This is a genomic window from Methylomonas sp. EFPC1, from assembly GCF_016925515.1.
GTDB classification, from domain to species: Bacteria; Pseudomonadota; Gammaproteobacteria; order Methylococcales; family Methylomonadaceae; genus Methylomonas; species Methylomonas defluvii.
Window position 1 is genome coordinate 1,053,208 of sequence record NZ_CP070494.1, and the last position, 19,751, is coordinate 1,072,958.

Annotated in this window: 16 protein-coding genes; 2 read left to right on the top strand and 14 right to left on the bottom strand. The window is 51.8% G+C overall.

Features of this window, described 5'->3' with window-relative positions:
* Positions 1 to 45: 45 nt before the first annotated feature.
* From JWZ98_RS05010 to JWZ98_RS05040, 7 genes are all read right to left on the bottom strand, one after another.
* Positions 46 to 567, bottom strand: a complete 522-nt coding sequence (locus tag JWZ98_RS05010) for an RNA polymerase sigma factor (RefSeq protein WP_205453506.1) — start codon at positions 565 to 567, stop codon at positions 46 to 48.
* 287 nt (positions 568 to 854) lie between these two features.
* Positions 855 to 1,361 carry a sigma-70 family RNA polymerase sigma factor gene (locus JWZ98_RS05015; RefSeq protein WP_205453507.1) on the bottom strand — a complete coding sequence of 169 codons (507 nt, stop codon included), beginning with the start codon at positions 1,359 to 1,361 and terminating at the stop codon, positions 855 to 857.
* A 346-nt stretch (positions 1,362 to 1,707) separates the two neighbouring features.
* Positions 1,708 to 4,155: a TonB-dependent receptor gene (locus JWZ98_RS05020; protein ID WP_205453508.1), complete on the bottom strand. Its 2,448-nt coding sequence runs from the start codon at positions 4,153 to 4,155 to the stop codon at positions 1,708 to 1,710.
* A 453-nt stretch (positions 4,156 to 4,608) separates the two neighbouring features.
* Positions 4,609 to 4,887 carry a hypothetical protein gene (locus JWZ98_RS05025; RefSeq protein WP_205453509.1) on the bottom strand — a complete coding sequence of 93 codons (279 nt, stop codon included), beginning with the start codon at positions 4,885 to 4,887 and terminating at the stop codon, positions 4,609 to 4,611.
* Positions 4,877 to 5,179, bottom strand: a complete 303-nt coding sequence (locus tag JWZ98_RS05030) for a BrnT family toxin (protein WP_205453510.1) — start codon at positions 5,177 to 5,179, stop codon at positions 4,877 to 4,879. Before JWZ98_RS05030 ends, JWZ98_RS05025 begins: the two co-directional genes overlap by 11 nt.
* A gap of 78 nt (positions 5,180 to 5,257) precedes the next feature.
* A complete protein-coding gene (locus tag JWZ98_RS05035; protein ID WP_205453511.1) occupies positions 5,258 to 6,223 on the bottom strand; it encodes a FecR domain-containing protein in 966 nt (321 codons plus the stop codon).
* 6 nt (positions 6,224 to 6,229) lie between these two features.
* The gene (locus JWZ98_RS05040) at positions 6,230 to 6,739 is read right to left on the bottom strand and encodes a sigma-70 family RNA polymerase sigma factor (protein WP_205453512.1); all 510 of its coding nucleotides are present in this window, start codon (positions 6,737 to 6,739) and stop codon (positions 6,230 to 6,232) included.
* A 407-nt stretch (positions 6,740 to 7,146) separates the two neighbouring features.
* Between JWZ98_RS05040 and JWZ98_RS05045 the strand changes: the two genes are divergently transcribed.
* Positions 7,147 to 8,439, top strand: a complete 1,293-nt coding sequence (locus tag JWZ98_RS05045) for an MFS transporter (protein ID WP_205453513.1) — start codon at positions 7,147 to 7,149, stop codon at positions 8,437 to 8,439.
* 114 nt (positions 8,440 to 8,553) lie between these two features.
* Here JWZ98_RS05045 and nhaD read toward each other — a convergent pair whose 3' ends face one another.
* The 5 genes from nhaD to JWZ98_RS05070 all read right to left on the bottom strand — a co-directional run bounded on the left by nhaD (position 8,554) and on the right by JWZ98_RS05070 (position 16,608).
* Complete coding sequence (gene nhaD / locus JWZ98_RS05050; protein ID WP_205453514.1) at positions 8,554 to 9,993, bottom strand: sodium:proton antiporter NhaD; 1,440 nt, start codon at positions 9,991 to 9,993, stop codon at positions 8,554 to 8,556.
* Between the two features lie 218 nt (positions 9,994 to 10,211).
* Positions 10,212 to 11,624, bottom strand: a complete 1,413-nt coding sequence (locus JWZ98_RS05055) for an OpgC domain-containing protein (protein WP_240348216.1) — start codon at positions 11,622 to 11,624, stop codon at positions 10,212 to 10,214.
* Between the two features lie 240 nt (positions 11,625 to 11,864).
* Positions 11,865 to 12,863, bottom strand: coding sequence for an HD domain-containing phosphohydrolase (locus JWZ98_RS05060; RefSeq protein ID WP_205453515.1), 999 nt, complete (start codon positions 12,861 to 12,863; stop codon positions 11,865 to 11,867).
* Positions 12,864 to 12,871: 8 nt separating this feature from the next.
* The gene (locus tag JWZ98_RS05065) at positions 12,872 to 15,532 is read right to left on the bottom strand and encodes a response regulator (RefSeq protein WP_205453516.1); all 2,661 of its coding nucleotides are present in this window, start codon (positions 15,530 to 15,532) and stop codon (positions 12,872 to 12,874) included.
* On the bottom strand, positions 15,529 to 16,608 hold the full coding sequence (locus JWZ98_RS05070) for a PAS domain-containing protein (RefSeq protein WP_205453517.1): 1,080 nt from the start codon (positions 16,606 to 16,608) through the stop codon (positions 15,529 to 15,531). The genes JWZ98_RS05065 and JWZ98_RS05070 overlap by 4 nt, the downstream gene beginning before the upstream one ends.
* A gap of 380 nt (positions 16,609 to 16,988) precedes the next feature.
* Between JWZ98_RS05070 and JWZ98_RS05075 the strand changes: the two genes are divergently transcribed.
* A complete protein-coding gene (locus JWZ98_RS05075) occupies positions 16,989 to 17,132 on the top strand; it encodes a hypothetical protein (RefSeq protein ID WP_197026947.1) in 144 nt (47 codons plus the stop codon).
* A 30-nt stretch (positions 17,133 to 17,162) separates the two neighbouring features.
* Here JWZ98_RS05075 and JWZ98_RS05080 read toward each other — a convergent pair whose 3' ends face one another.
* Both JWZ98_RS05080 and JWZ98_RS05085 read right to left on the bottom strand, forming a co-directional pair.
* Entirely contained in the window at positions 17,163 to 18,380 is a 1,218-nt protein-coding gene (locus tag JWZ98_RS05080) for an MFS transporter (RefSeq protein ID WP_205453518.1), read from the bottom strand.
* An 88-nt stretch (positions 18,381 to 18,468) separates the two neighbouring features.
* Positions 18,469 to 19,581 carry an NADH:flavin oxidoreductase/NADH oxidase gene (locus tag JWZ98_RS05085; RefSeq protein ID WP_205453519.1) on the bottom strand — a complete coding sequence of 371 codons (1,113 nt, stop codon included), beginning with the start codon at positions 19,579 to 19,581 and terminating at the stop codon, positions 18,469 to 18,471.
* Positions 19,582 to 19,751 lie beyond the last annotated feature (170 nt).

Sequence of the window (19,751 nt, forward strand, 5' to 3'; positions counted from 1 at the left end):
GCCAGTCTTGTTTGCGCTTTACCTAATAAGACAGTTGAGCCCTGCTTATCGGGTCAGATTATCGCCCAAAAAATCATGCCCCAGATGCTGAATAAGATGTTGCCAGGCTTTGAACACATAGCGTTGCGCCGATTTGCTGGAAATGCCCAGCGCTTCGGCAACCTCTGGGTAACTTAAACCATCCAGTTTGCTCAAGATGAAGGCGTGCTGTACGACTTCCGGCAGTTGCAGCAAAACCGATAGAAAACGCTCCAGTTGCTGCTGGATTGCGACCGTCGTTTCCGGCGCAGGCAGTGGGCAAACCAGTTGCTCCAGCTCTACCGGTTCGTCTGGCGTATACCGCAACCTGACCTGTTCGTGATCGTAGGCGTTTTTGCTGAGATTGGCGGCGGTTTTGAACAAATAGGCCCTGTGGTTTTCGATGGCCGTCAGATTGGGATGTTGCATTAATCGTAAAAAAGCTTCCTGGGTAATGTCTTCCGCGATTGTGACATTGCTTTGGCGTTCAGCGAATGCCAGAAGCTCCTTGCCGTGTCTGCGGAATAGTTTGTCCAGTAATGTATTCATGCATTTTTGATCGAGGCAGGCTTGATGCGGTCAATCGAGTTGGTTTTTTGGATAGAAAACCTGGTAGGGCAGCAAAAAATATTCCATTTAACTGGCTTCGGGTTTTTTCATGGCATGTGTTTTTCATAAAATCTCAATATATTCATTCGGTTAGATTATGGCTAAAACTCTAGTCAAGCCGATATTTTGACAACGCATCCAGTGCTGGTAAGCAATTGTTTAAGAAAAATCGTGGCATATGACTTATTTTCTTGTCGGAGTAAGTGAAATCTCATATCCGATAGATATCAACAATCGTCCAGGCGGACTCCTGCCAGCAATTTTCCGGTTCGGTACAAGATGTGTTCGACTTGACGTGCCGAGAGCTTTAATTCGGCGGCAATTTGTGGGTGACGTTTGCCGTCCAAGCGATGCAAGCACAAGATTTGTCGGTTGAGTGTGGGTAAACCGCAAAGCCAACTTTCGAGCGCCAACCATCGTTGCTCGCCCTGTAAAAAGCGCTCCGGCAGCGGCTTGGGGCACTGCCAGTCTTCATCCAAAGCGCCGCCGTCCCGCGCCTGTTGCCGAGCTTGGCGACGCAAATAATCCAAAGCCAGATTGCCGGCCACCCGGTACAAAAACGCCCGGCAATTGCTAATGGCATCTTGTGTTGGGTATTCGGCGATGTGCAAAAAGGTATCCTGCAACAAGTCTGCCGCCGCTTCCCGGCACTGGATCTGCCGCCACAGAAATTGCTGTAGCTCGGTTTGGTGCTGTAAAAACGTGGCAGTTAAGGGTGGGTGGTGGTTCGTCATCTAATATCAAAAAGATTGCCGCTTTTAAGCTGTGCCTCGGCGCTCAGGAGTGCCGAACAACTCTGAGTAATTCGTGTTTTACATCAGCGTATGGAATGCGAGTGGCATTTGGTTTGACCGGGTTTTTGGGTTCAATTTGAAAGTGGGCGGAAAATCGCCGAGAGCGTAGGTTGGGGTGAGGCACGAACCCCAACACGACAACCATAAAACCACCCGCAAACAACCGACAACGCGACATCAAAATTACCGATGATTCGAAGGCCACCAATGTTGGGGTTCGTGCCTCACCCCAACCTACGGTCCTAGCCAGCGCGAGTGGTAAACGAGCAAACAGATGATTTTGAAGCTAGTAATCCAATCGTAATGATCCGATAAATGAGATAGGTTCTCCCGGCAAGGCTCCAGTGCTATCCTGCACCCGTGAACCCCGGAAATAATCCTTATCCAATAAATTGTTGACATTGAATTGAGTGGTCAACTTCGAACCGCCGATTTTCCAGTTATAAGACACCATGGCATCCACGCGCACAAAGCCGGGCAATTCATAGGTATTATCATTGTTGCCGGCGCGCTGGCCTTGGGCAAACATACCGGCACCGATTTTAAAGCGCTCGTCAGGATGAAAGGTCAGCCACAAGCTGCCTGAGTGTTCTGGGACATTGGGTAAACGATTCCCTTGTTTGGATGTCATTCCCCAGGGTGCAAAGTCATTGTCTTTAGTAAAGATCGCATCGGTATAGGCATAATTGCCGAGCAGGCTCAAGTAATCGGTGAGCTCGCCGGTCAGGTCAAGCTCTATCCCCTGGCTTCTTGCCTCGCCAACAGGAATTCTATAGGGCAGGCCCGGCACGCCGGTCAACATGTTTTCCTTGGTTAAATGGTAGTAGGCGAGATTCGACGACAAACGGCCGTCGAAAAACTCGGTTTTAAATCCAATTTCATATTGAGTGCCAACTTCCGGCTTATTGACCGTTTTGGTGGGGGTTAAGCCGTTATTGGTACCGATGGATTCCACGTAATTGCCGAACACGGATAGCCATTCCCACGGTTGATAAACGATACCGAATCGGGGATTCAATCGGTTGTCTTCTCTATCATCAATACTGATTGGCTCCGAGCAACAACCGGTACCATAGTCCAGGATGTCGTAACGCGCGCCGACCAAGAAATGCAATTTATCCCATAGGGTGATTTGGTCCTGAGCGTAAACACCATACCATTGATCTTTTTCCTGCCACCAGAAGTCGTTTGGTACGGCGTTGATCGCATTGGCATCCAGCATGTGATTATTAGGATTAAAAATATCCAGCGCCGGTATCACACCATAGGTCCAATGGTTGTCATAGGTATCGGTGGTAAGCTTAAAGTAATCGCCCCCTATCAAGAGCTTATGCTTTAGGCCGAAGGTGTCGAATTCGCCGGAAATATCCAGATTGGTGGCAAAACTTTCCCTGTCTGTTGGCCCAGTCATCAAGGCTCGATTGATCGTTTGCTTGTCGGCATTGATGCTGCCCGCCGGGAAAATCGAGTTGAATTCGTGTGTCCATTCATGCCAATTGAATTTGTGTTCTATCTTCCAGTGGGCATTGAAGCGATGCGAAATGATGGTGGCGATTTGATTGCTATCCATGGAGCTATTGTTAACCGCCGCATCGCCGACAAAAAAACTTTTGGGAACCTGCGCAGGACGGTTGCCGACGGCAGGAATACCAAAATCCATCACATAGTCGTCATGTTGGTGTTCGAGCTGCACCGTCATCTCGGTTTGATCGGAAAGGCGCCAAGTCAAGGATGGGGCGACATAAATCCGCTCGTTCTCGTTGTAATTGCGGAATGAGTTGTTGCTCGAATAGGCAATATTTAAACGGTATAGCAATGATTTATCGTCGTCAATTGGGCCTGTCGCATCTGCCGTTGTGCGATACAAGTCGTAAGAACCGAACTGTTGTTGCAGAGAATAATGCGCTTTATCCAGTGGTTTCTTGGTAACGTAATTAACCAAACCTCCGGGCTGGGTACGACCATAAAGCATGGCCGCTGCTCCTTTCAGTACCTCAACCCGCTCCATGCCAGCAGGCTCGAAGTAGCCCGTGTTTTGCCTGAGACCATCGCGGTAAATGTTCGCCCCTAAACTAAAACCACGAACAATAAAGCCTTGGTACAAATCGCCGAAGTCGAAATTACGCTGTACGCCGCTTACATTTCGAATGACTGCGTCGTCAAATAAGACAATTTGCTGATCATCCATCACAGCTCTAGGTACAACCTTGATAGACATCGGCGTTTCCATGATCGGCGTATCTGTCTTGGTTGCCGTGGATGCGTGAGATCGGTTGTAATCAGGGTTGAAGGGATCGGTCGAGTCATAAACCGCCTTCCCCAAAACCGTCACCGCCGGCAAAGTCGATGCCGCATTACTCCCCGAATCCACCACCTTGATAGCCACCGAGTCCTCACCGGTAAAGCTGTACGTCAAACCGCTACCCGCCAGCAGTTTTCTAAAGCCTTCTTCGATGGTGTACTCGCCATCCAGCCCGCTAGTGGTTTTGCCGTCGGTCAACGTGGCTTCCGCTGAAAATAGTAAGCCGGAGCTAGTCGCAAACTGCCTTAAGGCCTGACTCAACGAGCCGCCGCCAATATGGTAGCTGCGCTTAATGCTGGCGTGGCCGTTACTGCTTTCCGCATGGATGGGAGCGGATACGGTTAATGCGGAGGCCAGTAGAATGCCTTGTATGGCTAAGTGCAATCGCGAGGGTGCCAAGCTCGATTTGCTGGTGTGTAGCGTCGATGACATCGGTTTTATCTCCTGTAAAAAATGCGGTTGTCATCACCTATGTCAATCGAGACTGAAAAAGCGGAACTGGAAATTGAAAAAATTTGAAATATTTTTTAAGTATTTGTTTTTTTTGTAAAAAAATTGAGTTTTTGGTGTAAATGCGTAGGGTGGAGTGCGCCTCGAACCCCAACACGACAACCGTTGAGCCACCCGCTAACCATGAAAGCGAGACACCGCGACCCATAAAGCCATCAGCAACCGATAAAAGCTAAACTGATCGAAAGTGTTGGGGTTCGTGCCTCACCCCAACATGCCCTTGAGCCACGCTACGTAAGCTTGATTTGCAGGAGGTGGGGCGATGCTGGGAGCGATTACCGAGACGATAGGATCATTTCGAAATGCGTGACAGGATGATGTAGCTGGCTTATCAGGGAACGGCCAAGTCGATTGAGGAGATGGGAAGTAACTCACTCATGAAACATCAAGATGAATTTTGTTAGACGTATATTGGTGCACCAAAATTTGAATAATATTTTGATACGGCACGCCATTTTCCAGTCCCTTTTTCTTTAACGCATAAAGATCGTTTTCAGAAAGTCTGATGGAAACTGATTTTTTCTTTTCGTGTTTCAAAAAATCTTGCAGTTCTACCAGGCGCTCCTGAATATTGCCTTTACTGCGCCATTCATCGTTTTCAACACTATCGAGAATGTCTTGTTCAAAAGCATCTAAATTTAGCTCAGTCATCATTTGCCGCCTTGTTGTAACGTTTATTCATTTTTCGGGAGGGGATAATCGTCTTTAAAAAAATGCTGTTCTCTTCTTCAACGTAAGGCACGATGTAAACATAATTTTTTATGGAGATTAAGATGATAAAAACCGATTGATTGGGATATTTTTCAGAATTTGGATGCGCCAAATCATCGAGTACATGTCCCATTTCAATGGCTAATAAGACATCCTCAAAACCAATCCCTCTTTCCGCTTTTAGCAAAGCGTTTTTTTCAGGAGAGAAATATACTTGTTTTTGCCTGTATGCCATACGATGTATGGTATTTTCTCAAGCAAGTTGCAGTCAACTAATACTCGGTGTATAGCGATGTTAAGTTGTCTGGCGCGCTTAGCGCGGCAGGACTTTAACCCAGAGCGGCAATGGGTTTGTTAACTTGACCGGCAAGTTGGTAGCCAACGAAGCCAGGATTTTGTCGGTATCCTTGAGCGGGAAGGAGCCGATGATGCGCATGTCGGCAATCTCCGGCGCACAGGTTATGTAGCCTTGCCGGTAACGATTCAGTTGTAGCAGAAACTCGCTGAGCGGGATGTCGTCGGCGACGATGACGCCTTGGGTCCAGGCGGGTTTGTCGAGTTTGTTTGGCTGTATGGGTTCGATGCGATCAGCTGCAAACCGGGTATTTTGTCCGGCATGTAGCTGCTGTTTTGGGCTGTTAGGATGGATTGGCTGAATCTCTACGCTGTCGGCAAACACCGTGACCTCGCTGCGGTCGGCTTGTTGGCTGACGCTAAAACGGGTGCCCAGCGCCCGAACTCGGCCATCCTGGGTATCGACCACAAAAGGCCGCTGCCAACCTGCGTTATCCTTGGCGGTCTCGATATAAATTTCCCCGGATACCAGTTGCAAGCGCCGCAAATCAGCGCCGAATGCCACGTTCAAGGCGCTGCCGCTATCCATAGCGACTGTCGAGCCGTCCGCCAAGGTGATTGTTTGGATTTGACCTTGGGCGACATGGTAATCCGCCGTCCAGGCTTGCCAGTAACCTGCACGGGAAAACTGCCAGCTCGCCAAGCCGACGCCACCGAGCAATACCAAATGTTTGATAGCGCGCCTGCGCTGCAAATCCGGCGCCGTCAAGGCGGCTAAAGCGGCTTTGGGTGGCAGCGCTTTAAAGCGCTCGATATGAAATTCCACTCTGGACCAAGCGGTTTGATGGTCAGGGTGTGCGGCTAACCAGGCTTGCCATTGCGCGGTTTCATTGGCTTGCACTCGTCCGGATCGGAATAACGCAAACCACTCGGCTGCTTCAGCCAGAATGCGCGGGTCGATTTCCAGGGGGCGTTTTTGTTGCATCTGGGATTAAAACCCGGCGCTCAGGCACTGAAACATGGCTTGTGCCATGTATTTTCTGACCATGCGGTCACTGACGCCCAATTGCCGACCGATTTCGGCATAAGTGAGGTCGTCCAGTTGCGCCAACAAAAAAGCCTTACGGACTTTTGCCGGTAGTTGATTGAGTAGTTCGTCGATTTCCCGCAAGACTTCGAGCACGATGGCGCTATCCTCCGCCGAAATGACCCGCTCCTCGGGATAGGCCGCGAGTCTCGCCAGGTAAGCCTGTTCGATGCTGTTGCGCCGCCAGTGATTGATCAGCAGGCGTTTGGCGATGGTGGTCAGGTAGGCGCGGGGTTCGTTGAGACTTGGTGTGTCTTTTGCGGCGATGACGCGCAGAAATGTATCTTGGGCATGATCTTCCGCCTGCAGGCGGTCCTGCACCCGTTTTTCCAACCATTGCAGCAGCCAGGGGTGGTGGTCCTGATAAAGGCGGGTGAGGTCTTGTTGGCCGTCGTCAATACACTCTGTGCTCATCGATTTAGTTTTACATGCCCAGTTTACAAAAGGTCTTACGCTTTGCCGTTAATGCTTTCGGCCTAGCGGCCCCGCTTTTTTTGCAAATTCAAAACTAAGCAAGAACTGCTCCGAAGTCGTTAATTTAGGCGGCTTGTCTGTTTAGGGTTTTAAAAAAGTAAATAAAATCATTTTCTTACAGTTGTTCACACTCAAACGCATTGTCGAGCCGGGGAGTGCGCTGCTTCGAAACCGGATGTCTAAAATGCGTGATTTGGCGTATTTTGTTTGGGAATGCGTGAAATCACCTAAATCCCCCAGGCCCCGCCGTTGAGGTATGGATCGGCCCTGTTACACGCGACCGAAATGGGTGTGGTTCAACGGGGGGCGTAAGTTAAGATGTGCAAAAACTCATCGGCTTAAACGACATGTCTCATTCCAATGACCCGTACTCGGAAACAAGGCGGCTGTTCAATATCTTCAGCGGCTCGGTTGGCAACCTGGTGGAATATTTTGATTGGGCCATTTACGCCGCGTTTGCCTTGTACTTTGCCCCGGCATTTTTCCCGGAAACCGATCAAACTGCTCAGTTGTTGAACAATGCGGCGATATTTGCGGTGGGCTTTATTTTTCGGCCTTTGGGCGGATGGTTGCTCGGCAGTCTTGCAGACCGCAAAGGCCGCAAAAGCGCTTTGCTGCTTTCGGTCAGCTTGATGTGTTTAGGATCGTTAATCATCGCTTGCACGCCGGGCTATGCGGTAATTGGTATGTGGGCGCCGGCTTTGTTGTTATTTGCCCGGATGTTGCAGGGGTTTAGTATCGGCGGCGAATACGGCAGCTCCGCGACATATCTGAGCGAGATGGCAGCACCCGAGCGGCGCGGCTATTACTCCAGTTTTCAATACGTCACTATCGTACTGGGGCAAATTCTGGCTTTGGGTTTATTGATGTTGCTGCAAAAATGCCTACTGAGCAGCGCAGAGCTGCATGATTGGGGCTGGCGTATCGGCTTTATTGTCGGCGGCTTGTTGGCGGTGGTGGCGATGGGCTTACGCGGCAACATGGCCGAGACCACGGCTTTTGTCGAACAACAGACTTTTACCGGCCAACGCGCCCAGCTACGGGAACTGCTGAACTATCCCAAACCGGTAATGACGGTGGTGGCGTTAACCGCTGGTGGGACCTTGTCGTATTACACCTTCACCGTCTACATGCAAAAGTATCTGGTCAACACCACCGGCTTTAGTAAGGACGATGCCACCACAATCTGCACGCTGGCCTTGATCGTGTTCATGTTGCTGCAGCCGTTGTTCGGATTAATTTCGGACTACCTCGGCCGTCGCACGATGCTGATTGCTTTTGGTGCCGGTGCCACATTGTTTACGACGCCATTGCTTGATCTATTAGGCCACGCGCAAACGATGGCTTCGGCGTTGGGCTGGTATGTTTGTGCATTGCTGATTGTCTCGGGCTATTCGTCAGTTAACGCCATCGTCAAAGCCGAGCTGTTTCCGGTGCATATTCGAGCTTTGGGGGTGGGGTTTCCCTATGCTTTGACCGTAGCAATATTCGGCGGCACCGCCGAGTATCTGGCTCTTTGGCTGAAAAGCCTGGGACACGCGGAATGGTTTGCATACTACGTTAGCGCATGCGCGGCCGTATCGATGCTGGTGGCCTTTACGATGAAAGAGCCTATGCGGCTGTCTCGCTTGGACGGATAGTTGGGCAAGTTTTGTCCAGTATGACCATGAATGCACTCGTTCGACACACAGCCACATGCGGAACTTTGGGGTGGATAAGTCGCGCGTATCCCCCCCATTTGTCGGACTGCAGAGCTAAAAAAGCGCGGAATTTATTAAAAAGTGCGCAGCCACGCTGCCCAAATACCCTAGGGCAATCACCGGCGTCCATTTCAGATGAGTCATGAAGGTGTAAATGCCCTTGGCTTGGCCCATAAGCGCCACGCCTGCTGCCGAGCCGACCGACAACAAACTGCCGCCAACACCCGCCGTCAGCGTGACCAGCAGCCATTGACCTTCCGACATCTCGGGGCGCATGGCTAAAATTGCAAACATTACCGGAATGTTGTCGATCAAGGCCGAGATCAGGCCAACTAGGACATTGGCAGGCGTTGCGCCAAGTTCGCCGTACAGAAACTCTGATAAATGGCGTAAATAGCCGAGAAAGTTCATACCACCCACACACAGCACCACGCCGTAGAAAAACAGCAAGGTATCCCATTCCATGCGCGCCAAATGATGAAAGACGTCGAAGCGCATACTGTCCTCGTCGGCAGCAGCGGGGTTTTCCTCGCCGGACATCGGGTCTAGGCCCAGTTCCGGTTCGTCGCGGTGGGTAATATGCAGAAAATAGCCGAACAATTGCAGATAGGTCAGACCAGCCATCATGCCCACCGCAGCCGGCATGTGCAGGCTATTCTGAAAGCCAACTGCCGTGAGCACCGTGAGCAGGAATAACACCACGATACGTTTGGCGCCGCGACGTGTGAAAACCTGGGCATGAAGAGGGCTTGGCTGAGTTTTCGGAATGGCAAAATGCATGATGGCAGCGGGAATCAGGAAGTTAAGCACCGATGGCACAAACAACGTGAAGAATGCCCAGAACTCGATGATGCCTTTTTGCCAGACCATCAAAGTGGTGATGTCGCCAAAGGGGCAAAACGCGCCGCCGGCATTGGCGGCTACCACAGTATTGACACAGGCAATGCCAACAAATTTGGGATTATCCTTGCCGACCGCCATGACCACTGCGCACATCAACATTGCAGTAGTCATATTATTGGATACCGAGGAGATCAGAAAAGCTAGGACTCCCGTTACCCAAAACAGTTGGCGATAACTCAAACCTTTGTTAACCAGCCAAGCCCGCAGGCTATCAAAAACCCGTCTCTCCTCCATGGCATTGATGTAAGCAATCGAGACGATCAGGAATAGCAACAACTCGCCATAATCCAACACATCGTGCCGAATCGCCGTTTCCGCGACCGACGACAAGCCTTGATCCTTATAAACCAGAGCAATTGCCACCCAAATCAATGCCGCCGCCAACATCATCGGCTTGGATTTGCGTAATTCCAAGACTTCTTCCAGCACTACAAGTAGATAAGCGACTGCAAACAGGCCCACACACAAATATCCGACCCAATGCCCGCTCAAATCCAGCGCTTGGGATAAGGTCTCAGCGATTGCCGGCGTGGGCAGGAAAAACAATGCGCTGCCAATCAAACCGAACAAACCCTTGTTTAACTCTTTCATATGATTATCCATCTGCATGGTTCCGATTTCACGGGTGATGTTTCTACATCACCGTTAGCCAAATGTACCAGGCGATTGGCGGATGTCAGCGGCGCCCCTGCTGTTGTGCTAAGCCGAGCGCGGGTGACGGTTTTTCAATCGCACGGGAGATAAAAGACTCAGCAGCAACTGCCAGAAAAACCGATGAACCGCTTATGCTTCCGCGGCCTTAAAATCCGTTACAGCTGTTGCCGGCTGTCGATCATCTCGTCGGTGGCGGTTTCTGGTAACAACGCCTCCACAGGCTGTAAAGCCTCGGTATCGGTTTCGTGTACTTGAACGACTAGGTCGGGCGTGACCTCTTCGCCGACATGTTGTGGATTGGTCAACACCGCAGGCAGCGCGGCCAAGCCGATCAAACAGGGCAGTGCCAAGACTTGGTTGCTCAAGCGATAATCGGGAGTCAATACTGCGGAATAGCGATTGCTATCGTTTTGCGCCAATCTTTCCGGGGAAGGCTTCCAGGGTTTGGTGTCCAGCCAAGCCATGAGTTGGCCGGCCAGCAACATTAGCCCGATGCCGCTCAGATTGACTAAGGCTGCTGCCGACCATTCGTCGCGCCCAAGTTGGTCCAGCCAGATGCCGCCGGCATAAGAAAGCACCATGGAACAAAGGAAAATCGGTAACGATTGCTGGCCCATGATGACAACGGCGCGCGGCAGCGTCCAATTTAGCCACTGAGATCGCCAGTCGCACAAGCGATACATGACATAAGCCAATGCCAGTAAATGCAGCCAACGCAACACTCCCAAGTGACTTTTGTCGAGCCAGGGCGCCAAGGTTGCACGCAGATTGCCCCAGAACTCAATTCGGGTGTACGTCGCTTCATGCTCCAAAGGAATCGAAACCAGGATGAACGCCAGACAAACCAACAACAGCCAACTGTATTTTAGGTTCACTCTGGCCCAGCCTGCGCCAAATGCGTAACCGGTAAAAAACATCAATTGCCAGTTGTAGGGGTTGAAATACCAGGCGCGACCGCTCGCCGGATCTGCGCTCAATTCCCAGCCGAAGTGAAAACTTGCCCAATACAGCGCTACCGAACTCGCTAGGGCCACGCCGACATGTAAACGAGACAGCGCCCAGAATATCGGCAGCCATAACATCATCACCAGATACATGGGCAGGATGTCGAAATAATTGGGTACATAAGCCAAGGTGAACAAGTCATACAGCGCTTGCTGGGTGGCGTCGAAAAAATAGGTAATGTTCAGACGTTGAATATCATCCATTTCCGGCACCCAGCGATTACCAACGACGCAAACCACAGCCAGCAGTACAAAAGAAGCCAGATGCGCACTGTAAATTTGTACGCAGCGATGCAAGATTCGAATCACTCCCAGCCACAACCCTGCGCGCTGGAAACAGCGGCCATAGGCTAGTGCGGAGGCAAAGCCGGATGAAAACACGAACACCTCTGCGGCATCGCTGAGGCCAAATCGCGAAGGGGTATACCAAAACCAGGGGTTGTCCGGCATGTGGTTGATAAAAATCACCATCAACGCCAAACCTCTAAAAAAATCCAACGGCAAATTCCTGCTTTGCAGCGACGGGTCCGGCAATGCCATATAGGTCCTTTTATCCAATAACATCGGTTGTGTGAATGACGCATTTCAGCTAAATCTTCCTGATTATAAGAATATTTCAAGTATGCCGTCATTCCAGAGAATGCTGGAGTCCCAAACCGGGAAGTCAATCCAGACTATTGGGATGTGCCTGACACTGGATTTTTTGAAGCTTTCGGATCTAGACAACCCTTGGCGAGGTGATAAGTTCTCATTTCAATGACAATACCAGTTTGGTCAGTTCGCAGATCGATAAATGCGCAGTTATCACACCCTGGACGTGGCCTCGCATTCGGACCATTTGGCTTGAATCGCTAATATCTCGGGTAGAACGGCAATAAAGACCTCGATCATCGCTGGTTGAAAATGGCTGCCGCTTTCCGCTTGAATGGTGGCTATTGCTTGCTCGTTAGGCCAAGCTTCTTTGTATGGACGTTTCATCGTCAGCGCGTCGAACACATCGACTAAGGCTGCGATACGCGCCGATTCGGGAATTAACTCGCCAGCCAGTCCATCGGGATAACCACTGCCATCCCAATGCTCATGATGGTGTAAGGCAATCTCCGCTGCCATCTTAAAGACCGGTGCATCGCTTTTGCTAAGGATGTCGTAGCCGATTCTGGGGTGGGTTTTCATGATGATCCATTCACTGGCATCCAATGCGCCGGATTTCTTCAGAATCGCATCCGGGATGCCTATTTTGCCGGTGTCGTGCATCGGGGCCGCCAATTCGATGAGCCGGCATTGTTCTTCTCCCCAGCCTAGGGCACGTGCCAAGGCGCCCGCATAATCCGCCATGCGCCAGATATGCACCCCGGTATCGTTGTCATTGTAATGGCCGGCTTCACCGAGCATGTAGATGGCGTCGCGATGACTTTTTTCCAGATGGATTGCGCGTACCAAGGACAGGTGGGTTTGTACGCGCGCCCTTACTGTCGGTGATGAAACCGGTTTAACGATGTAGTCCACCGCGCCGGCCTCAAAACCAGTGACTTCATCATCGGCATCCGCCAAACTCGTGATAAAGATCACCGGAATGCTTTCGGTAAGCGGATCAGCTTTTAACTTCCGACACACCGTATAACCGTCCATATCCGGCAGTTGAATATCCAATAAAATCAGAGACGGTCGAAATTTACGTGTAGCCGCCAGCGCCTCATGGCCATTGCGAGCAAACACCAACTTATATTTGCCTGCTAAGATTTGCTCCAGCACTCGCAGATTCTGCGGCTCGTCGTCAATAATTAAGATAGGACCGTTAGGCATGGCAATGCTCACAGAGTAATAGAATGTTCAGCTGCAAGTGTCCTGACTTCAGCTTCCGCAGTTCGAAAATCGTAGTTCTCGATGGCTCGGTTTAATGGTTCAAGGCTAGTAGGTCCGACCGTCTTATCAAGTTCAAGCAACAGCGGCCTAAATTCCACCATGTCATCGTTTGCCAATATAGCTAGCATCTGCGCAAGGAGTGCTGTCAGTTGTTGCCGGTCTATCGTTTTTGCTTGGATGTTGTCTACAACGTGGTTGTTGGGGGCATATTCAGCAATCGAATCCAGTGCTTTGTCTAAAGCAGACTTTAAAATTCGCAAGGGTCCAGTCATTTCCGCGCCCCTAACTAGCTGCTGTTCGACTTCTGCCGCTTGTTTGCCAAGTTCTAGTAGGGCCAGGGTGGTCGCAACACCCTTCAGCTTATGAAGAAACGCCCGTGCTTCAGCGGTGTCCGCGAATTTGATAGTGTGTATGCTGTCGGCGTAATCCCGGGCAAACTTACGTAAATATTGTTGGTAAGTACTTACATCCGGGAAAAGTTTTAGGCCGCGTTCGACGTCCAAACTCGGTAGCTCGAGATCTGAAGTATTGGGCTGTATGGCAAGATGGGGTTTATACATCGGCGCAATTTGACGAGTTCCGCCGGTCAACTTGATAATCAAGGCAATGGCGGCGTCCACATCAAACGGTTTGGCGATAAAGCTGGTCATGCCGGCGGCTTGCGCCAACTCTTGTTGTTCCATAAACGCGCCGGCGGTCAGCGCCACTATGGGGAGATCGGCTAAGGCCGGCATACGGCGGATGTGCTGGGTAGCTTCGTAGCCGTTCATAATCGGCATCTGCACATCCATCAGCACAATATCTATGGTGTTGTAATGCGTCTCCAGCCATTCAAGGGCCTGGCGACCGTGATGGGCCAATTCGACATGCGCGCCTTCACCTTCCAGAATACGTTGTGCCACCTCGCGATTGATGTCGCTGTCATCCACCACCAAGATGCGTAAGCCGGCAAGGCGCTGCTGGGCATGTTTAGGTCTAAGCGGCTCGCCGCCTTGGCGCACCCGTAATGCGCGTGCCACCGTGTTATACAGTGCCGAAGCGGTGACCGGCTTGGTCAGTAAGGCGTCTACGTGGCGCATGTCGCTGTGAGTCTGCAGGGCGTTACTAGCGTGAGCGGTGACCATAATGATAATTGGGTCGTGATGGTCCTTGAGTTCGTTGCGGATTTTATTGGCGACGGTGAAGCCGTCCATGCCCGGGGTTTTGTAGTCCAATAGCAGAACTTGATTGGGCTCTCGCGCCAGCAAGCGGCTTTGGATATGTTGAAGGGCGGCCGAGCCCGAACCGACCGCTGTTGCGTTCCAGCCCAATCCGGCCACAATATCTGCCAACACTTCGCGGGCGATTGGATTACCGTGCGCCACCAATACCGGGAGATTCGCCATGTCCGGTGCGGCCAGCCAAACGTCTTGGCCGCGTTTAAACGTCAAGTTAAACCAAAACTCGCTGCCGCTGCCCGGGATGCTGGTGACCTGCAATTCGCCGCCCATAGCCGCAATTAAACGTCGGCAGATACTCAAGCCCAAGCCGGTGCCGCCAAATCGACGGCTCGTCGAACTGTCGGCTTGAGAAAATGGCGAAAAAATGTCCTGCTGTATGTCCGCCGGAATGCCGATGCCGGTGTCGCGAACTGCAAATCTCAAGGTTATCTGCTGGTCGTCTTCGGCGGTCACTGCGATCGCTAGTTCCACATGACCTTGCTCGGTGAATTTAATCGCATTGCTGGTCAGGTTAATCAACACCTGTTCTAGCCGCAGCGCGTCACCGTAAAGTTGTTTGGTTTTGCTGGGTGGCTGGGCGATGATCAGTTCCAGTTCTTTTTCGCCGGCGTTCGTGGACATAATGGTCGATAAATTATCCAGCACATCTCCCAGGCGAAACGGTGCGTGTTCGATTTCCAGTTTGTCAGATTCAATTTTGGAAAAGTCCAGAATATCGTTGATGATGCCCAGTAGCGAACGTCCGGCCATGCGAATTTTGCTGACCAAATGGTTCGCATCGCCCGGCAATTCGCTTTTTTCCAGCAGATACGCCAAACCCAGTATGGCGTTCATCGGAGTGCGAATCTCGTGGCTCATGTTGGCCAGGAATGCGCTTTTGGCGCGGGTGGCGGCCTCGGCCGCGCTGCGAGCGGTTTCTAGTGATTGTTCGGCTAACCGGTGCGGGGTAATATCCGTGTAAGTCAGTAAGGTCCAGCCATTACTGATGGGCTGGCCGCAAATCTCCAGATAAATGCCATTGGCTTGCTGGCGTTCAAAACACACGGTTTCGCGCGCTGCCATCATATCGATGAAGCCGTTTAGGACGTCATCAAAAGTTCGATTCGGATAGTCGCCCCGGTCAAAATTGAAGCGAATGGCATCGGCAAAATACAGAGGTTCTTTTTTGCACAGCTCGGAGGGATAACTTAAAAGTTTGCCAAACAAGCTGGTACGGAAAACGGCTTTATACGACTCGTCGTAGACCACCACACCAAAGGGCAGCACTTCTAATACTTCGTTGAGAAATTTGTTCAGGTCCTGGAGCTTTTGTTCGCGGGCTTTACGTTCGCGGTCATCCACCAAGGTGCTGGTCGAGTACTGGGCCTCGCCTTGAGCATTCCGGATCAAATCGGCGTTAACCAGAAATGGCCTGATACTGCCGTCCTTGCAAAAAAATCGAACTCCAGATCACGCACGTGACCGGTACGCATAAACTCCGGAAAGTGACTTTCGAATAGCTTTCGGCTGTCGGGTGTCATGAACTCGGTGATCGGGTGGCCTAAATACTCATCGCTGGTATAGCCCAAAAGATCCAGCTCGGTTTGATTGACCCGTAAAATCGTTCCCTCGGGCGACAACGAGTGGTAACCGCAGGGCGCTTGGTTGTATAGATCGAAAAATTCTTTGGTCCTTGCTTCGACTTTATCTTCGAGTTCTTGCGTGAGTTGCTGTAGTACGTGTTCCGATTGTTTGCGGTCAGTGATGTCGATCACCACGCCGCGATAAAGCAGGAGTTCTCCGTGCTCGTCCAACAGCGGCTGGCCGCGCGACAGCAAATAGTGGGTGTGGCCGTCCAGCTTGGAATGCACTCGCCACTCTAACAGGACGTCGGCTTTTTGTTTGAGTGCTTGGTCCATTGCTTCGTGTGTTGTGGCTCTGTCTTCTTCGGCGATTGTGCTTAGCCAGTTGTCGTAGGAGGCCTGGCAACTATTGTTTTTAAGACCGTAGAGCCGCCATAAGCTCTCGCTCCAAAACACTTCGCCGCTGGGGACGTGCCATTCCCAGATGCCAGCGTCGGCGACACTGAGCGCTTGGTCCAGCCGCTGTGAATAGCTATTGACTTCAAAACTTGACAAACGTTTGACTGCTAGCAGAGAGCGATGCAGTTGCTCGAAGACAATGCTGAACAGTATGCCCATCGAGAAAAATATACACATCGAATAGATGCTGCGAGTTTCTGCAATGTAAAAGGTAAAGCTTGGTGGGATAAACAGAAAATCGGCTAATGCCACCGCTATCAGCGTAGCCAGCAAGCCGCCGACCAGACCACCCACGGCGGCGCTTAAAAATACAGAAGGGTACAGAAAAATCCAGATGGTCGGTTTTAGGATGTCCCACAGATGATATTGGAAGACTGCACCGCAAATCGGAATGACCATCGACAGCAGAATTCTGAGTGTGCGATGTTGGACGAACGGCGGCATGGGATAGCTCCTGATGCTAATGCAAAAGGGGCATCAGCGGTTTGGCTACGTTTATTGTTATTCCCATTTTAACCAGGCGATTCGAATAATTTCTATACGCAGAATAAGGGAAGGGCTTGTTTATTCTTGGCCGGTCGAAGTTTATGTAGCCAGACTAAATTTTAGTGCATCACTGGAATTTTTGAATCGATGCTTAACCCATTCGCCCTGAGTCTGCCGAGGTGGCTCAATTTAAGGGCACGCGAATAGTGTGGCGATAGGTTTGGTAGGTAGTCGGGCTAATAAAATTGGACAAGCTTGAATTGCAAGGTAAATTCTTTAACTTGAATCAGCTTATCCGCCTAAAGAGCTGACAATTAAGCAAAAATAGGGGAGAAATTATGGGTCCGTATTACAGAGGTACATCGCAAAGCACCGGTGCATTTTTTGACATGTTTTATCAACATCCGATCTTGATGTTAGTTTTAGTGGTAGCCACCATTGGCGCAGGTTTTTTACTGATGCGCGGAAAAAAGTCTGAATAAAACCGCTGTTTTGGGCAATTGACACGAAGATTACTGGAGCTGATTAAGCTCCAGCCTGCGTAGTTTAGGCGCGCATTTAGCCGTAACCGCCACCACCAACAACGTCATGCCACCGCCAAACACTACTGACGGCACCAAGCCCAGCAGCCGCGCGGCAACCCCGGATTCAAACGCGCCGAGTTCGTTAGACGAGCCGATGAATATGCCGTTGATCGCCGCGACTCTGCCGCGCATGTTATCCGGCGTGGCCAATTGCATGATGGTGGTACGCATCACCACCGATACTCCGTCGCAAATTCCGGACAATAGTAAAGCCAGGCCTGCCACCCAAAAATTGGTCGAAAGCGCAAAGCCGATCATACATAAGCCAAAGCCGGCTACGGCGATCAGCAACCAGCGTCCGGCGTGCTTGTTAAGTGGATACCGGGCCAGAAACAAGCCGGTCATCACCGCGCCAACGGCCGGTGCCGCACGTAAAATTCCCAGGCCTTCCGGGCCGTAATGAAATATGTCGTGAATGAACGCCGGCAGCATGGCTACCGCACCGCCAAACAACACGGCGAACATATCCAGCGACTGCGCGCCCAAGATGATCTGGTTATTGAATACAAAGCGCAGGCCTTCGGCGATGCTGGTAAAAATCGGCGCGCTTTCCGCTGCCGGCGGCTCCTTGATGCGTAAGGACAGCAAAGCCAGCGCGGCCAACACGCATAAACCACCGGAAATGCCGTAAGCCACAGTCTTGCCGGCCCAGCCGACCAGAATCCCGCCCAGTGCCGGGCCGGCAACTAAAGCAAACTGAAATACCGAACTTCCTAGGCCGGCAGCGCGCGCATATTGTTCACGTTGCAAAACCAGGGCGAACAGTGCGCTGTAAGATGGGCCGATAAAGGCCCGCGCTACGCCGGTGACGGCTATGGAGCCGTACATCAATACCAGCGGATTGTCGGGAATCCATTGCGCCGCGATGGCGGTCAAGGTCAAGGCGTTTAGGCATAACAGCAAACACGCTGAAATTGCGAACCAGCGCCGTGAGTAATGATCGACAGCGTAACCGGCGAACAGCGCGCTGCAAAAATACGGGACCACTTCGGCCAGGCCTATCAGGCCCAAGGCCAGTGGGTCGTGCGTCAGTTCGTAGATATGCCAACCCACCACAATCGCCACGATTTGATAGGCCAGCACGATCAGTACGCGAAACGTTAACAGTCTTAGAAAAGCGGGGTTTGCAGTGCCTAAAAAACGCATGAATCTCCAATATTCAAATACAGCCGGTTACAACTGCATGGACGAATTTATTATGTGACTGATTGACGTGGTTAAGCCAGTCAAAGTCTTAGCGTTGCCGAAAGCGAATGTCGCCAAATAAAGCCTTGTGTTCGCGCGGCTGACAGCGCCAGTATTGCGGCGGCGCTGCGACTTGGGCGCCCAGTTTGGCGGCGGCATGCCAGGGCCAGCGTGGATCGTAGAGTATGCCGCGCGCCAAGCCCACCATATCGGCCTGGCCGTCCGCGACGATGGCTTCGGCCTCTTCCGCTTCCGTGATCAGGCCGACAGCGATGGTGGGCAGGCCTGTTTCTGCGCGGATGCTCGCCGCCAGCGGCACTTGGTAATGGGGAGCGACGGGGATTTTTTGCAACGGCGACAGGCCCCCGCTGGAGACATGGATAAATCCGCATCCGCGGGCTTGCAAGGCTTTGGCAAAGATCATGCTTTGCGCCAAGTCCCAGCCACCGTCCACCCAATCGGTCGCGGAAATCCTTACGCCGATAGGCATTTGCATAGGCACGGCAGCCCGCATCGCCTCGAATACCGCCAACGGGAAACGCATCCGGTTTTCCAGCGAGCCGCCGTATTCGTCGTCACGCTGATTGGATAAGGGCGAAAGAAATTCGTGCAGCAAGTAGCCGTGGGCGGCGTGTATCTCGATGGCGTCTAGCCCCAGTTTATGCGTGCGCTTGGCGGCCGATACAAACGCCTGCACGATGCGTTGCAATCCGCTGGCATCGAGCGCAGTCGGCGCGGGGTCGTCCGGCATAAAAGGCAGTGCCGACGGTGCGACGGTCTGCCAGCCGCCTTGTTCGATATTGACCAGACCGCCACCGTCCCAGGGCGCGGCGGTGGAGGCCTTGCGGCCGGCGTGTGCCAGCTGAATCGCTATGGGTATCTGCGAATATTTTCGCACCGCAGTTAACACCCGGGCCAAAGCGGCTTCGGTGTCGTCCGACCAGAGGCCGAGATCGGCCGGCGAGATGCGGCCTTCCGGCTCCACGGCCGTGGCTTCGATAATCAACAAGCCGGCGCCGGACATCGCCAAATTGCCTAGATGCATTAAATGCCAATCGCTGGCTTCGCCGTTGACTGCCGAGTACTGACACATCGGCGCGATGACGATACGGTTGGGCAGCGTAACCGTGCCGAGGGAATAAGGCGAAAAAAGCTGACTCATTTCAGGGTACCTTTGAATAAAGTGGGTGTTAATCCAATGTTGCAGTCTACGAGCTCGGTTCTGGCTTGGCAATGGGAAGGGCTCTGTCGTGCAGTGCCGAATTTACGGCAGGAAAGGGCGTTGAGTTTGCCGCATTCGTTGTAACTTGGCCCGGCTTGCTATAATGCCGG